The sequence below is a fragment of the Embleya australiensis genome (assembly GCF_051903075.1).
In the GTDB taxonomy this organism is placed as follows: Bacteria; Actinomycetota; Actinomycetes; order Streptomycetales; family Streptomycetaceae; genus Embleya.
Map to the genome: position 1 here is coordinate 1,495,178 of NZ_CP182423.1, position 15,535 is coordinate 1,510,712.

Sequence of the window (15,535 nt, forward strand, 5' to 3'; positions counted from 1 at the left end):
CAATCGGGACGCCGAAACGCCGCGAGCGCGACGGATACGTCCGGAACGCCCGAGCTTGCCTACCACGCTGGTTGACCGTCGCGGCGCACCTCTGCACCCCTGGTACTCCCCGGATCCCCACCGAGCGTTTGACGCTCGGACACGCGCCGGTTGCCTACCGTCGTGCGCATACACCGGTGGGCGGTCGGTACCTGGGGGCCGCCGTCCCCCGGTGTGCCCGACCGGAGCTCACACGGGGGAGTTCCGTCCGCATCGAACCGTCGGTGCCGCCGGGGGCCGGTCCGCAGGCAGGCGCGGCGCGGACCGCCGCCCGCCGGGTCGACCGCCCGCCCGGGCGGTCCCGACGGCTTCGGCGCTCCCGCCGGCTCCCGGGCGCCGGCCGTGCGTCCCGGATGTCGGGGGCGGGGGCCGCGTGCCGGGAAATCGGGCTCGCGACTGGACCGTTCGGCGCTCCGAGGGGGGTCGGCGGAGGCTGTGAGGTTGATGTGAGTACGTCCGACGATGTAGCGCGCGGGGTCCTGGCGGCGGTGCGGGCCGAGGACGAGGGGGCGTTCGTACGACTGGCGGAGTACCACCGCAACGATCTGCGCGTGCACTGCTATCTCATGCTCGGCTCGTTCACCGACGCCGAGGACGTCCTCGACCGGACCCTGCTGCGGGCCTGGCGGGCGCGCCGGGGGTTCACCGGGCACGCGCCGTTCCGGTCGTGGCTGTACCGGATCGCCACGAACGCGTGCCTGGACGCGCTGGCCGCCCCGGCGCAGTGCCGACGGGAGATCGCGATCGCCACGAACGGCGCGGGCGAGCCGGTGCATTCGGCCCTCGCCGAGGTCACCTGGCTCCAGCCCCTCCCGGACGAACCCGAGGGCGGGGCCGCCGCCGACCGCGACACCGTCGACCCGGCCTTCGTAGCCGTACTCCAGCACCTCCCGCCCCGCCAACGCGCCACGCTGATCCTGCGCGACGTCGTGCGCTGGCCGGCCGCGGACACCGCCGACACGCTGGGCATGAACGTCGCGGGCGTCAAAAGCGCCCTGCAACGGGCCCGACGAACCCTGCGCGAGGAACTGCCCGACCGCCACACGGCCAACGGCGACCGGCCGGCCGGCCCAGACGCCGCCGAACGCGCCTGCCTGGAGCGCTACGTCACCGCGTCCCGCCGGGCCGACCCGGCAGCGTTGTCCGCGCTGCTGCACCCGGACGCCCGCCAGGCGATCCCCCCGGCCCGGCTCGTGTACACCGGCCGCCGCGCCATCATGGAGATGCGCCGGCCCATCCCCACCGACGCACCCGGCCACACCGAGCGCAAGGCGCTGCCGCTGTCGATGAACCGCCGACCCGCGGTGGGCCACTACGTCCGCCGCCCGGGGTTGGGCGTCTTCACCGCAACGACCCTCGACGTACTGCGCATCGACAACGGCCTGATCACCGAAATCATCACCTTCGGCCCGGAACTCCTCACCACGATCGGCCTCGGCGCAATCCCGGACATCACCCCCGACAACCACGAGCACACAACCCACGTCGCCGGCCCCTGAGCCGACCCACGCAAGAAGGCGGCCACCCACCGAGATCGGCGCCCGCCAACCCCTCACCGCCCGGCAACCGGCCCGCCGTCGCCGCCGCCCGGGGCGGGCGGCTCGGGTGTCAGGGCAGGCGTTGGGCGATGCCGTCCAGGAAGACGTCCAGGCCGTAGGCGAAGCGCTCCGCCGGGTCGGCGCCGACCAGTGCCGACATCGCCTTCTCGAACGTGGCGGACTCCTCGGGCCCCGCGGCGGCCCGGCGCGTGGCCCAGTCGTCGGATTCGGCCAGGCGGGACTGGGCCTGCTCCTCGATGGTGTGGCCGAGGACGTAGTAGAACATCGCGAACGTGATCCACCCGGCCTGTTCCGGGGCGAGGCCCGCGCGGCACAGCACCTCCACCGCCATTCGGCCGGTGGCGTTGGTGTTGGCGTCCGGCACGTAGGTGCCCGCGACCACCCGCGCGCCGTCCCGCCGGGAAAGCAGCGCGCCGCGCAACCGGTCGCCGAGCAGCCGCAGTTGCTCGTCCCAGGGCGCCTCGGGCAGCGGCGCCGCGACACCTTCGAGCAGTTGCTCCGCCATCGCGTCGAGCAGCGCCTCCTTGCTCGGGAAGTGCCGGTACATCGCGCCCGCCCGCACATTCAGCGCGGTGCCGAGTTTGCGCATGGTGAGGCCGTCCAGCCCCTCGGCGTCGAGCAGGTCGAGCGCGCCCTTGACCACATCCGGCCGTCGCAACATCGAGAACTCCCGCTTCCGTGCCGTTGACAGCACTCGTGATCCGATCCTAACGTGAACAACGTTCACCGTGAACATCGTTCACGGTGAACGGCGTTTCCATCTGCCTCCATGCTATCCACCACCTCCCAGGAGCCCCCCATGGCGAACAGTCCCGGTCGACCGGACGCCGCGCCCCCGCTCGCGAAACCCGCCCCGCGCCCGACCCGCCCGGCCCGGCGCGACGTGATCGCCCTGGTCGCCTGCGTGGCGCAGTTCATGGTCGTGCTCGACTCGACCATCGTCACCGTGGCCCTGCCGGACCTGCGGGCCTCGCTCGACCTGAGCGACACCGGGCAGCAGTGGGTGGTCAACGCCTACCTGATCACCCTCGGCGGCCTGCTCGTGGTCGCCGCCCGCGCGGGCGACCTGTTCGGCCGCAAGAGGATGTTCCAGACCGGCCTGCTGATCTTCACCGCCGCCGGCGTACTCGGCGGCGTCGCGCAGGACACCACAACCCTCCTGGTCGCCCGGGTCGCCCAGGGGCTCGGCGCCGCCGCGCTGGCCTCGAACGGCCTGAGCCTGATCGCCGCCGGCTATGCCCACGACCCGATCCGCCGTGGCCGGGCGCTGACCCTGTGGAGCCTGACGGGGGGTGTCGCCGCCGCGGCCGGACTGGTCCTGGGCGGCGTGCTGACCCAGCAGTTCGGCTGGCGCTGGGTCTTCCTGGTCAACGCCCCCGTCGGCATCGCGCTGCTGCTCACCGCCGGCCTCGGGCTCGCGCCCACCCCGGCGGCCGATCCCGGCGAGCGGCGCCGGATCGACGTCGGCGGGGCGCTCGCCGTCACCGGCGCCACCGGCCTGTTCGGCTACGCCGTCTCCCGTACCACCACCCACGCGTGGACCTCGCCGGGCGTCCTGGGCACGTTCGCCGGCGCCGCGCTGTGCGCCGTCGCGTTCGTCCTGATCGAACGCACCGCGGCCCGCCCCCTGGTGCCGCTGAAGATGTGGCGGCTGCCCGCGCTGCGCTTCGGCAACCTGATGATGCTCGTGCTGGGCTCCGCGATGACGGCCACGCTCTATTTCATGTCCCTCTACCTCCAGGGCATCCTCGGCTACGGGGCGCTGCGCGCGGGTGGGGCGATGGTGCCGCTGACCGTGACGATGCTCGCCGCCGGGATGGCCGCGCATCGCCTGATCGCCGTGCTCGGCCCGCGCGCGCTGCTGGCCGGCGGTGCGGTGACGGCGGCCGTGGGTGTGCTGTTCCTGGCCTGGCTCCCGGCCGACGGCGGCTTCCCGGTGCGCTTCGTGATCGGCTCGGTCGTGGCCGGTGCCGGGGTGGGCCTGATGTTGCTGCCGGTCACCGTCGCCGCGACGGCCGGTATCGAGGCCCGCGACGCGGGCGCCGCGTCCGGCCTGCTCAACACCGCCCGCCAACTCGGCGGCGCGCTCGGCCTGGCCGTACTGGTGACCGTCGCCGCCCAGGACTCCGCGACCGACCCGGCCGCCGTGCTGGACGGCTACCACACCGCATTCGCGGTCGACGGCTTCCTCATCCTGCTCGTCGTCCCGCTGGCCCTGCTCCTGCCCCGCCCCCCGCGTCCCTGACGCCCGAAGTCGTCCTCCCCGCCGGGGTCACACCCGCGCCGCCACGTCACCCGGATCGCACCGGTCGGCCCCGCGCCCGGTCCGAGTCCCGGTGGCCGGCCCGGCCCGGCGGGGAGGGCCCGTACGTGGCGCGACGGCGGTACCGCCACCCGCTACGGCAGGGCCGCCACCGGCTCCGCCGCGCCCGGGTCGGGGCCGCTCGCCCGGCGCGGCGCGGCGGCGGCCAGCGCGGTGATCCGGGCGTGCAGGTCGGGCACACACGACTCGGCGGCGGGGTCCAGGAGGGCGCTGCGCAACACCCGCGTGCGGTTGCGGTCGGCGACGGCCCGGGGGTGGCGGCGCAGGAAGTCCAGGACCCGCACCGAGAGCGTGCTCAGGTGGCTCGGGTGCGCGAGGGGTTCGGCACCGGCGGTGCCGGCCCGCAGGATGTGCCCGCTGGAAGCCTCCACCCAAGACATCCGGGGGTGCCGCTCGCCGGTGAGCGCCAGATAGGTCAGGATGTCCAGCTCGGGTCGCTGGAAGAGCATCAACTCCGATTCGCCCTCGATCAGTTCGCACCATTGCCGGGTACCGCGCAGGCCCGCCGCGAGCCCCGAGCCGACCCCCTCGGGGGTGAGCGGGAGGGCGCGCAGGGTCAACCACAGGGCCGCGGCGAGGGCACCGGAGCGGGCGCGGTCCAGGCCGAGTTCGCCCGGACGCAGCACGTCGGCGGAGAAGTCGCCCGCCCGGGGATCCCGCCGCCCGCAGGCCCCGTTCACCGGCTCGCGGAACAACACCGCACCGCAGCCGGAGGGGTACAGACCGATCCGATGCGGATCGACGACCACCGAGTCGCACTCGGCGAGCGCGCGCAGATGCCGGGCCGCGGGCGTCGCGCTCAGCTCGTCCGCGTCCACGAGCAGCGTGAAGAAGCCGCCGTAGGCGGCGTCCGCGTGCACCCGCACCCCGCGTTCCCGGCACAGCGGCAGGATGTCGGCGATCGGGTCGACCGCGCCCAGCGTGGTGGTGCCGGCACTGACCACGACGGTGCCGACCCGCTCCCGACGCAGTTCCCGCGCCAGCGCGTCGGGGTCCATCCGCCCGGCCGCGTCGGTCGGCACGGGGTACGCGGGGGTGCGCAGCACAGCGCACATGTGTTCGTGCGCGGGGTACATGTCGGCGCCGTGCGCGATGCCGAGGTCGGGGTGCGCCTCGCGGGCCGCCCACAGCGCCTCCAGGTTGGCCACGGTCCCGCCGGAGGTGAGGTGCCCGTGGGCGATGGGCAGCCCGAGCATCGCGGCGAGGTCGGCGATCACCTCCTCCTCCAACGCGACCGCGGCCGGGTCGCCGTCGAACACCCGGTCCTCGGGCCCGGCCAGCGAGGTGGCGAGCCGACCGGCGACCGCGGCCCGGTGCGGCGGCCTGACCAGGTGCCCGGCGTACGCGCGGTGCGGGAACGGCCGGCCGCCGCGCAGATGTTCGGCCAGCGCGGCCAGGTGCGCCTCGAACCGGTCACCGGCGCGCTCGCCGCCCCCCTCGGGCGGGGCCTCCCGATGGGCGTCGGCCCACGCGGACACGGTGTCGAACGCCTCGGTCAGCCGGCGACGGGTGTCCATGGTGTGCCTCCGGATACGACGGCCGGCGCCCGCTTCACCCTGCGGACGCCCGGCGATTGCGCGTGCGGACGGGTGCGGAGAGTTCCCGACCGGGCGGCGATCATGCCCGTCCCTGCGGCATCCGTGTGACCGCGCCGCCCGGCGCCCGGGCCGCCCGGGCCGCCCGGGTTCGTACACTCGTCGACGATCACGAACGACGCGCGGTGCGGAGGCACGGGGCATGGAGCTGCGCCAGATCCGGTACTTCGTGGCGGTGGCCGAGGAGTTGCACTTCGGGCGGGCCGCCGAGCGACTGCACATCGTGCAGCCCACGGTCAGCCAGCAGATCCGGCGCCTGGAGCGCGAGTTGGCGGTGACCCTGTTCGACCGCAGCACGCGCAGTGTCACACTCACCGCGGCGGGCGACGCGTTCCTGCCGCACGCCCGCGCGCTGCTCGCCGCCGAACGCGCGGGCCTGGCCGCGATGGCCGCCTTGCGTGCCGAGGAGGCCGCGGTCCTGCGCCTGGGCACCAACGTCGGGCTGGGCACCCGGCTGGATCGGCTGTTGGCGGCCCTGGCCGAGGGCGCCCCGCAGACCGGCGTGGAACTGGTCAGCCTGCCACCGGCCGACCGGCTGCGCCGGGTGCGCGAGGGCACGCTGGACGCGGCGCTGGTACGCGGGGTGGACCGGGCGCCGGACCTGGACTTGGTGCCGGTGTGGCGCGACCCGCTCGTGGTCGCGCTGCCCGCCGCGCATCCGCTGGCCGATCGTGCCGAGGTCGCGCTCGCGGACCTGGCCGCGCTGCCGCTGCGCATCGTCCCCCGCGAGCACAATCCGCACCTGGTCGACCTGCTCGTCGGCGCGTGTCGGGCGGCCGGGTTCGAGCCGGTGGTGGGCCGTACGTTCACCACCGACCAGGACACCCTCGCCGCGATCGGCGCGGGGCCGCCGACGTGGACGGTCTTCTACGCGAGCAAGGCCGCGATCCTGTCCACCACCCGCACCGTCTTCCGCCCGTTCGCCGCCCCTGTCCCGACGATGCAGACGTACCTGGCGATCCGCCCCGACGCCCCCGCCCGCCGCCTCGCCGCGCTCCTGGACGCGTGCCGGGCCCAGGACGAGGACCCGCCCACGCCCGGTACTCATCACGATTCGTGATCACTGTCGGTGCCGATTGCCCCTGGGTCCGCGCCACGACCTGCGATGGAGTGGTCCCACGCCGCACAGCGGCCCGGAATCACCGGGCGGCGGCGCACCGAAGGAGGCCGTCGTGCCCGTCATCACCGTCCAGCAGGGCCCGCGCAGCGTCGAACTCAAGCGCGACCTGGTCCGCCGGCTCACCGACGCCATGGTCGAGGCGTACGAGATCCCGGCCGAGGCGGTCCAGGTCTGGATCCACGAGACGCCTACGGACAGCTGGGGCGCCGCGGGAACCCTCACCGCCGACAAGTAGCGCCGAGAAGGGCCCCGAAGCGCCTGTCAGCGCCCGCCGTCGAGGATCAGTCGGTCGGGCGGTTCGATCAGCGGGCGCAGGTCGACGAGGGACTGGTTGGCGACGAACAGAGATGCCACGGGTGCGGTACGGGATGCCGACAGCGGAAAGCGGTGATTAGTCTGAAATGCGGACCTGTTTCGAGGCCCGCTCGCAAACCCTCCGTGTCCGTGCGTCGACGACGCCGGTCGCAGCCCTGCGAGGAGTGGAGTTCCCGTGGACGACTATCCGCTGCTGAACGTGTTCTGGACGATGATGTGGCTCTTCCTCTGGGTGCTGTGGTTCTTCCTGCTGTTCAAGGTGATCACCGACATCTTCCGCAGCCACGACCTCGGCGGCTGGGGCAAGGCCGGTTGGCTCGTGTTCACGATCGTTCTGCCCTATCTGGGCGTACTGGTCTATCTGATCGTGCGCGGCCGGTCGATGAGCCGGCGCGACCTGGCCCAGGCGAAGGAGAACGACGCGGCGGTCCGGGCGTACATCCGCGACGCGGCCGGCTCCGAGGGCGAGACGAACCGGGGCGCCAGTCCGGTCGAACAGCTCGACAAACTCGCCGCTCTGCGCAACAACGGCGCCATCTCCGAGGAGGAGTTCCAGCAGGCGAAGCAGAAGGTGCTCGGCTGAGCCACGCCGGGCGCGCGTCGGCGCGCCCGGGCCCGCCCCCGACGGACCCGAAGGAATCACTCCGAGGTGCGGCAGCGGTCACCGTGTGTACTCATGGACGGGCATGGCCGTTCCGCTGCCGCCACCCCCGGAGTGACCTTGAGTACCCCACCCGAGCCACCACCGGATCCACCCGACCGGGCGCCGCCCGCGCCCGCGACGCGGGGGTTGCCCGTTCTGCGACCCGGCTATCTGCGACTGCTGCTGGTCGCCGCCATCGTGGGTGTTCCCGTCTCGCTGGCCGCCTTCGGCTTCGTCGCGCTCGAACACGCGATGCAGAAGGGCCTGTGGGAGCACCTGCCGCACCAGATGGGCTACTCCGTCGCGCCGTGGTGGTGGCCGCTGCCCCTGCTCCCCCTGGCCGGTCTGGTCGTGGCCGGGGTCGCCGCCCGGCTGCCCGGCGCCGGCGGGCATCTGCCCGTGAACGGGCTCGGCGGCCCGCCCATCCTGCCGTCGGCGCTGCCCGGCGTGGTCGTCGCGGCACTGGCGAGCCTGTCGTTCGGCGCGGTCCTGGGCCCGGAGGGCCCGCTGATGGCGATCGGCAGCGCCCTCGCGTTGTCCGCCGTACGCAGCGCCCGGCGCGCCGCCGCGCCCGAGATGGTCGCGGTGCTCGCGGCGGCCGGGTCCGCCGCCGCGATCGCCACCGTGTTCGGCAGCCCGCTGGTCGCGGCCGTACTGCTCATCGAGGCGGCGGGGTTCGGCGGTCCCCGGCTGATCGCGCTGATCCTGCCGTGTCTGCTGGCGAGCGGCGTCGGGGCGGTGGTGTTCACCGGGTTCGGCGCGTGGAGCGGCCTGGCCACGGGCGGGTTGGCGCTGCCCTCGTTGCCGCCGAGCAGTTCGTTGCGGGCGGGCGATTTCCTGTGGGGCGTGCCGTTGGCGGCCGTGATCGGCTGCGGGGTGGTGCTGCTGATGACGCTCGGTCGCCGCGTCGCCGACTGGACCGCGCCGCACCCGACCCGCCGGATCGTGGCGTGCGCGATCGTGGTCGGCGCGCTGGTGGCCGGATACGCGGCGAGCACGGGCCGCTCGCCCGAGGAGGCGGCACTCTCCGGCCAGTCGACGCTGGCCACGCTGGCGGCGAACCCGCATTCGTGGGCGACGTCCGCACTGTTCATGCTCGTCCTGTGCAAGGGGCTCGCCTGGTCCGTCTCGCTCGGCTCGCTACGCGGCGGGCCGATCTTCCCGGTGCTGCTGCTCGGCGCGGCCACCGCGCTGTTGTGCCAGGACCTTCCCGGCTTCGGCACGCTGCCGGGGCTCGCGGTGGGTCTGGCGGCGGCGGGCTCGGCCACGCTGCGGCTGCCGGTCTCGGCGACCGTGCTCGCCGTACTGCTGCTCGGCGATCACGGCACGGACCAGGTGCCGGTCCTGGTCGTCGCGTCGGTCGTGGCCTTCGTCGTCGGCGAACTGACCCGCGCCCGGTGGGCGCCCCGCCCGCCCGATCCGGCGCCGGCCGACCCGTCCTGACCCGCGACACGCAGCGTTTTGCTCTGATATATCCCAAAGGCCCATCTAGAGTGTGCCGCGAGGAGGAGCCCCGAGGAGGCGGATCGTGACGCTCGACGGCCCGACCGAAGGCGCCACCCAGCACCTCGCCCCGGCCCCCACCCCGCGCCGCATCGCGCTGTTCGGCGGCTTGCGCGCGCTGGGCTCGTCGATCCTGCTGCTCGTCCTGTACTACGTGCTGCCGCTGGATCGGGGCCTGGACACGGCGACCGGTATCGGACTCGCCGTCGGACTCGTCCTGTTCGCGGCCCTCGTGGTGTGGCAGGTGAACGTCATCGCCCACGCCGAGCGACCGCGCCTGCGCGCCGTCGAGGCGCTGGCCGTCTCGCTGCCGTTCCTGCTCCTGCTCTTCGCCGCGACCTACTTCGTCATCGGCCGCGACCGACCCGACTCCTTCACCGAAGCGCTCACCCGCACCGACGCCCTCTACTTCACCCTCACCGTCTTCGCCACCGTCGGCTTCGGCGACATCGCCCCGAAGAGCGAGAGCGCGCGCGTGGTGGCGATGGTCCAGATGGTGGTGAACCTGATCGCCGTCGGCGTGATCGCCCGGGTGGTACTGGGCGCGGTACAAGAGGGCCTGCGCCGCCACGCGACGCCCGCGGCCCCCGACGCCCACGTCGACTCCGCCGACAGCGCCGATTAGTCCCGTCCGACAGGACGAGTCGAGTCGAGGCCGGGCGCGGCCCTCGCCGGTGCATGTATCGAAGTCCACATCGACCGTGTACTTCAAGCCAGGGACCAAAGCTCGGAAACCGGCATCTTTCGCCCTTCGGATCCGGCCCCGTCGGGGCGGGGGTGTTCGGCCCTTTTGGATGTTTCCTACAACTGGCGCCGCTCAGTGTGCACTGCCCGCGACATGGCGTTGCCGACCGGTTCACGAAATGGTGAACACTGTCGGGGGTCGCCGCATCGTCGCGGCGAGCACAAGCGTTGGTTTGCAGGAGGTTCGGTCGGGTGTTCAGTCGTGTCGCCATCGTCAACCGTGGAGAGGCCGCGATGCGGCTCATCCACGCCGTCCGGGAGCTGGCCGCGGAGACCGGCACCCGGATCGAGACCGTCGCTCTGTACACCGACGTCGACCGTACGGCCACCTTCGTGCGCGAGGCCGATCTGTCGTATGACCTGGGGCCCGCGTCGGCGCGCCCGTACCTGGACCTGAAGGCCCTGGAGCGGGCGCTGGTGGCCACCGGCGCCGACGCGGCGTGGGTCGGGTGGGGCTTCGTCGCGGAGGATCCGGCGTTCGCCGAGCTGTGCCGGGAGTTGGGCGTGGCGTTCGTCGGCCCGAGCGCCGAGGCGATGCGCAAACTCGGCGACAAGATCGGCTCGAAGCTGATCGCCGAGGAGGTCGGCGTCCCCGTCGCCCCGTGGAGCCGCGGCGCGGTGGAGACCCTGGACGCGGCCCTGACGGCCGCGGCCGAGATCGGCTACCCGCTGATGCTCAAGGCCACCGCCGGCGGCGGCGGACGCGGCATCCGCGTGATCACGAGTGACGCGGAACTGGTCGACGCCTACGAGCGCACCAGCCAGGAGGCCGCGCGCGCGTTCGGCAGCGGCATCGTGTTCCTGGAGCGCCTGGTCACCGGCGCCCGGCACGTCGAGGTCCAGGTGATCGCCGACGGCCAGGGCACCGCGTGGGCGCTGGGTGTGCGCGACTGCTCGATCCAGCGGCGCAACCAGAAGGTCGTCGAGGAGTCCGCTTCGCCGGTCCTGGCACCGGACCAGGTGGCCGAACTCAAGACGTCCGCCGAACGTTTGGCGCTGGCCGTCGGCTACCGCGGCGCCGCCACCGTCGAATTCCTCTACCACCCCGGCGACCGACTGTTCGCCTTCCTGGAGGTCAACACCCGCCTCCAGGTCGAACACCCGATCACCGAATCCACCACCGGATTCGACCTGGTCAAGGCCCAGTTGCGGATCGCCGGCGGCGGCCGGCTCGAAGGCGCCCCGCCGATCGAGCGCGGCCACGCCGTCGAGGCACGCCTGAACGCCGAGGACCCCGACCGCGACTTCGCCCCCTCCCCCGGCCGGATCGCCCGCCTCGACCTGCCCGCAGGGCCCGGCATCCGCGTGGACACCGGCGTCAGCGAGGGCGACACCATCCCCGCCGACTTCGACTCGATGATCGCCAAGATCATCGCCTATGGGCACGACCGCGACGAGGCGTTGGGCCGGTTGCGGCGGGCGATGGCGCAGACCACGGTGATCATCGAGGGTGGTGCCACCAACAAGAGCTTCGTCCTCGACCTGCTGGATCAGCCGGAGCTGATCGACGGCAGCGCCGACACCGGCTGGATCGACCGCGTGCGCGGCGAGGGCCGCCTCGTCTCGCACCGCCACTCCGCCGTCGCACTCGCCGCCGCCGCGATCGAGGCGTACGAGGAGGAGGAGCGTGCCGAACGCCAGCGGCTGTTGTCCACCGCCTTCGGCGGCCGGCCGCAGGTCCAGCACAAGAGCGGCCGACCGCTCGACCTGAAGCTGCGCGGCGTCGGCTACCGCGTCCGTGTCGCCCGCGTCGGCGCGCACCGCTTCCGGGTCGGCATCGAGGTCGGCGAGGTGGTGCGTACCGCCGATGTCGAACTCGACCGGTTCGACCGGCACACCGGCCAGATCGTGGTCAACGGCACCCGCTACCGCCTGCTCACCGCCACCCACGGGCCGACCCACCTGGTCGAGGTCGACGGCGTCACCCACCGCGTCGGCCGCGACGAGGGCGGCGTCGTACGCTCCCCCGCCCCCGCCCTGGTCGTCGCCACCCCCCTGGCCGTCGGCGACGAGGTCGAAGCCGGCGCACCGGTCCTGGTGCTGGAGAGCATGAAGATGGAAACGGTACTGCGCGCACCGTTCCGGGCACGCCTGAAGGAATGCTCGGTGTCCGTGGGCAGCCAGGTGGAGACCGGCGCCCCGCTGCTGCGCCTGGAACCGCTCGCCGACGACGACGGCGAGGCCGAGGACACCACCGCCGGCGCATCCGTCGAGCTGGACCTGCCCGCCGCGCCCGAGACCGTCCCCGTGCGCGCACGCACCCTGCGCGGCCAGGAGGACCTGCGCAGCCTGCTGCTCGGCTTCGACGTCGACCCGCACGACGAGCGCCGTGTCCTCGACGACTACCTCGCCGCCCGCACCGCCGCCGCCGAGGCCGGCCACCGACCGCTGGTGCGCGAGTTGGAACTCGTCGAGATGTTCACCGACCTCGCCGAACTGAGCCGCAACCGGCCCGCCGGCGAGGACGTCGGCGGCGACGGCCACCTGCACAGCGCCCGCGAGTACTTCCACAGCTACCTGCAGAGCCTGGACGTGGAACGCGCCGGACTGCCCCCGGCGTTCCGGGCCAAGCTCGCCAAGGCCCTGGCCCACTACGGCGTCACCGAGCCGGAGCCGTCCCCGGAGCTGGAAGCCGCGGTGTTCCGGATCTTCCTCGCCCAGCAGCGCGCCTCCGCCGACGCCGCCGTCATCGCCACCCTGTTGCGCTCCTGGCTGCGTGAGGCGCCGCCGGACGCGACGCTGCACGAGCCCGCGGGTCTGGCCCTGGAGCGGCTGATCGCCGCCACCCAGGTGCGCTTCCCCGTGCTCGCCGACCTCGCGCGCGGCGTGGTCTACGACTGGTTCGGCCGGCCGCTGCTGCGCCGCAACCGCGCCCGCGTGTACGCCGGTGTGCGCAAGCACCTGCGGCATCTGGACGCGCACCCGGACACTCCGGACCGCGCCGAGCGGGTCGCCGAGATGGTGCGCAGCACCGAGCCCTTGGTTCGGCTGCTCGGGCAGCGGCTGGTCCGCGACAACCTCGACAACGCGACCATGCTGGAGGTGCTGACCCGGCGCTACTACGGCAACAAGGGCCTCACCGACGTCCGTACCCGGGAGATCGCGGGCTGCACGTTCGTGGTCGCCGAGCGGGCCGGCTCCTCGCTGGTCTCCGCCGCGGTGGGCTTCGAGGCCCTGGGCGGCGCGCTGCGCGGCCTCGCCGAACTGGCTGCCGACGGCCACCCGATCGACGCGGACATCTACCTGTCCTGGGAAAACCAGCCGGAGAGCGCGGACGCGACGGCCGCCGCGCTGCACGAGGTGGTGGCCGCGCAGCCGCTGCCGCCTCGGGTGCGCCGACTGACCACCACGGTGGCCGGTCGCGGCGGCGCGGTGATGCACCACCACTTCACGTTCCGCCCGTCCGACACCGGGATGGTCGAGGAGCGGTTGATCCGGGGCCTGCACCCGTACATCGCGCAGCGTATGCAGTTGGAGCGGCTGAGCAAGTTCGACCTCACCCGGCTGCCGTCCTCGGACGAGGAGGTCTACCTCTTCCAGTGCGTGGCCCGGGAGAACCCCGCCGACGACCGCCTGGTCGCCTTCGCCCAGGTCCGCGACCTGACCGAACTGCGCGACCACGAGGGCCGGTTGGTCGCCCTGCCGACCGCCGAGGACATCCTCGCCACGTGCCTCGACTCGATCCGCCGCGCCCAGTCGCGGCGTCCGTCGGCGAAGCGCTTCAACACCAACCGGATCGTGGTCTACGTGTGGCCGCCGAGCAGCCTCACGCACGCCGAGATGGAGATGATCGCCGGGCGCGTGCGGCCGACCACCGCGGGCGCGGGCCTGGAGGAGATCCTGTTCATCGCCCGCCAGCGCGACCCGCAGACCGGCGAGCTGACCAAGATCGCGGTCCGCATCCCGTTCGACGCCGCCGGCGGTACCGAACTGACCATCGGCGAGCCGTCGGACGAGCCGGTCGAGCCGCTGGACGGCTACCGGTTGAAGGTGCTGCGCGCGAGCAGCCGCAACACCGTCTACCCGTACGAACTCACCGATCGCCTCGGTGACTTCGTCGAGTACGACCTGAACGACGAGCACGTCCTCGTGCCGGTCGACCGGCCCAAGGGCACCAACTCCGCCGCGATCGTGGCGGGTGTGGTCCGCACCGCCACCGCGCGGCACCCCGAGGGCGTCACCCGCGTGGTTCTGCTCGGCGACCCGACAAAGTCGCTCGGCGCGCTGTCCGAGCCGGAGTGCCGTCGGGTGATCGCGGCGCTGGATCTGGCGGAGCGTATGCGGGTGCCGGTGGAGTGGTACGCGCTGTCCTCCGGTGCGCGGATCTCGATGGAGTCGGGCACGGAGAACATGGACTGGGTGGCCGCCGCGCTCAAGCGCATCGTCACGTTCACCCAGGACGGCGGCGAGATCAACATCGTGGTCGCGGGCATCAACGTCGGCGCACAGCCGTACTGGAACGCCGAGGCCACCATGCTCATGCACACCAAGGGCATCCTCGTGATGACCCCCGACTCCGCGATGGTGCTCACCGGGAAGCATGCCCTCGACTTCTCCGGGGGTGTGTCGGCCGAGGACAACTTCGGCATCGGCGGCTACGACCGGGTGATGGGCCCGAACGGGCAGGCACAGTACTGGGCGCCGGACCTGAACGCGGCGCGCGACGTGTTGATGTCGCACTACGACCACACCTATGTCGCCCCGGGCGAACTCGCGCCGCGTCGGACCGGTACCACCGACCCGGCGGACCGCGACGTGTCGAGCTTCCCGCACGTGGTGGAGGGCAGCGACTTCACCACGGTCGGCGAGATCTTCTCCGCCGAGGCCAACCCCGACCGCAAGAAGCCGTTCGACATCCGCACCGTGATGCGCGCACTGTCCGACCAGGACCACCCGGTCCTGGAGCGCTGGGCGGGCATGGCCGACGCGGACACGGCGGCGGTGCAGGACGTGCACCTGGGCGGCATGCCGGTGTGCCTGCTCGGCATCGAGTCCCGGGCGGTGCCGCGGCGCGGCTTCCCGCCCACGGACGGGCCGGCCACCTACACGGCGGGCACGCTGTTCCCGCAGTCGTCGAAGAAGGCCGCGCGGGCGATCAACGCCGCGTCCGGCAACCGGCCGCTGGTGGTGCTGGCGAACCTGTCCGGGTTCGACGGCTCGCCCGAGTCGATGCGGAAGCTGCAACTGGAGTACGGCGCGGAGATCGGCCGGGCGATCGTGAACTTCCGCGGGCCGATCGTGTTCTGCGTGATCTCGCGCTACCACGGCGGCGCGTTCGTGGTGTTCTCGAAGGCGCTGAACCCGAACATGACCGTGCTGGCCATCGAGGGCTCGTTCGCGTCGGTCCTCGGTGGAGCGCCCGCGGCGGCGGTGGTCTTCGCGGGTGACGTCAACGCGCGCACCGCGGCCGATCCTCGGGTCCGCGACCTGGAGTCGCGCGCGGCGGCGGCCTCCGGCGCGGACCGGGCCACGCTGACCGCCGAGCTGGACGAACTGCGTTCGTCGGTCCGGACCGAGAAACTGGGCGAGGTGGCCGCGGAGTTCGACCGGGTCCACGACATCCGCCGTGCGGTGGAGGTGGGTTCGGTGGACGCGGTGATCGAGGCGCGGGAGTTGCGGCCGCGGATCATCGAGGCGATCGGGACGCACTGGGCGGAGTCGGGCTCGGCGGCTTCGGCGGGCTGAGCGAAGGAA

Annotated in this window: 10 protein-coding genes; 8 read left to right on the plus strand and 2 right to left on the minus strand. The window is 73.2% G+C overall.

Annotation, left to right across the window (positions count from 1 at the left end):
* Window positions 1-485: 485 nt before the first annotated feature.
* The gene (locus ACMXN5_RS36770) at window positions 486-1,538 is read left to right on the plus strand and encodes an RNA polymerase subunit sigma-70 (protein WP_439679230.1); all 1,053 of its coding nucleotides are present in this window, start codon (window positions 486-488) and stop codon (window positions 1,536-1,538) included.
* 109 nt (window positions 1,539-1,647) lie between these two features.
* Here the strand turns inward: ACMXN5_RS36770 and ACMXN5_RS36775 are convergent, their stop codons facing one another.
* On the minus strand, window positions 1,648-2,259 hold the full coding sequence (locus ACMXN5_RS36775; protein WP_439679231.1) for a TetR/AcrR family transcriptional regulator C-terminal domain-containing protein: 612 nt from the start codon (window positions 2,257-2,259) through the stop codon (window positions 1,648-1,650).
* Between the two features lie 138 nt (window positions 2,260-2,397).
* On the opposite strand from ACMXN5_RS36775, the gene ACMXN5_RS36780 reads away from it, so the two are divergent.
* Window positions 2,398-3,843, plus strand: a complete 1,446-nt coding sequence (locus tag ACMXN5_RS36780) for an MFS transporter (protein ID WP_439679232.1) — start codon at window positions 2,398-2,400, stop codon at window positions 3,841-3,843.
* A 152-nt stretch (window positions 3,844-3,995) separates the two neighbouring features.
* Here ACMXN5_RS36780 and ACMXN5_RS36785 read toward each other — a convergent pair whose 3' ends face one another.
* A complete protein-coding gene (locus tag ACMXN5_RS36785; protein ID WP_439679233.1) occupies window positions 3,996-5,438 on the minus strand; it encodes a pyridoxal phosphate-dependent decarboxylase family protein in 1,443 nt (480 codons plus the stop codon).
* A 220-nt stretch (window positions 5,439-5,658) separates the two neighbouring features.
* Between ACMXN5_RS36785 and ACMXN5_RS36790 the strand changes: the two genes are divergently transcribed.
* The 6 genes from ACMXN5_RS36790 (at window position 5,659) to ACMXN5_RS36815 (ending at window position 15,526) form a co-directional block, all read left to right on the plus strand.
* Window positions 5,659-6,576: a LysR substrate-binding domain-containing protein gene (locus ACMXN5_RS36790; RefSeq protein ID WP_439679234.1), complete on the plus strand. Its 918-nt coding sequence runs from the start codon at window positions 5,659-5,661 to the stop codon at window positions 6,574-6,576.
* A 112-nt stretch (window positions 6,577-6,688) separates the two neighbouring features.
* On the plus strand, window positions 6,689-6,871 hold the full coding sequence (gene dmpI, locus ACMXN5_RS36795; RefSeq protein ID WP_380037949.1) for a 4-oxalocrotonate tautomerase DmpI: 183 nt from the start codon (window positions 6,689-6,691) through the stop codon (window positions 6,869-6,871).
* Between the two features lie 255 nt (window positions 6,872-7,126).
* The gene (locus ACMXN5_RS36800) at window positions 7,127-7,534 is read left to right on the plus strand and encodes an SHOCT domain-containing protein (RefSeq protein WP_395800463.1); all 408 of its coding nucleotides are present in this window, start codon (window positions 7,127-7,129) and stop codon (window positions 7,532-7,534) included.
* A 132-nt stretch (window positions 7,535-7,666) separates the two neighbouring features.
* Window positions 7,667-9,037 carry a chloride channel protein gene (locus ACMXN5_RS36805; RefSeq protein WP_439679235.1) on the plus strand — a complete coding sequence of 457 codons (1,371 nt, stop codon included), beginning with the start codon at window positions 7,667-7,669 and terminating at the stop codon, window positions 9,035-9,037.
* 85 nt (window positions 9,038-9,122) lie between these two features.
* Window positions 9,123-9,722 carry a potassium channel family protein gene (locus tag ACMXN5_RS36810; protein WP_439679236.1) on the plus strand — a complete coding sequence of 200 codons (600 nt, stop codon included), beginning with the start codon at window positions 9,123-9,125 and terminating at the stop codon, window positions 9,720-9,722.
* Between the two features lie 311 nt (window positions 9,723-10,033).
* The gene (locus ACMXN5_RS36815) at window positions 10,034-15,526 is read left to right on the plus strand and encodes a carboxyl transferase domain-containing protein (protein ID WP_439679237.1); all 5,493 of its coding nucleotides are present in this window, start codon (window positions 10,034-10,036) and stop codon (window positions 15,524-15,526) included.
* Window positions 15,527-15,535 lie beyond the last annotated feature (9 nt).

Bases quoted from the DNA above. Each gene is read 5' to 3' on its own strand.
- ACMXN5_RS36780 (WP_439679232.1), top strand. From the start codon at position 2,398: ATGGCGAACAGTCCCGGTCGACCGGACGCCGCGCCCCCGCTCGCGAAA.
- ACMXN5_RS36775 (WP_439679231.1), bottom strand. From the start codon at position 2,259: ATGTTGCGACGGCCGGATGTGGTCAAGGGCGCGCTCGACCTGCTCGAC.
- ACMXN5_RS36785 (WP_439679233.1), bottom strand. From the start codon at position 5,438: ATGGACACCCGTCGCCGGCTGACCGAGGCGTTCGACACCGTGTCCGCG.
- ACMXN5_RS36790 (WP_439679234.1), top strand. From the start codon at position 5,659: ATGGAGCTGCGCCAGATCCGGTACTTCGTGGCGGTGGCCGAGGAGTTG.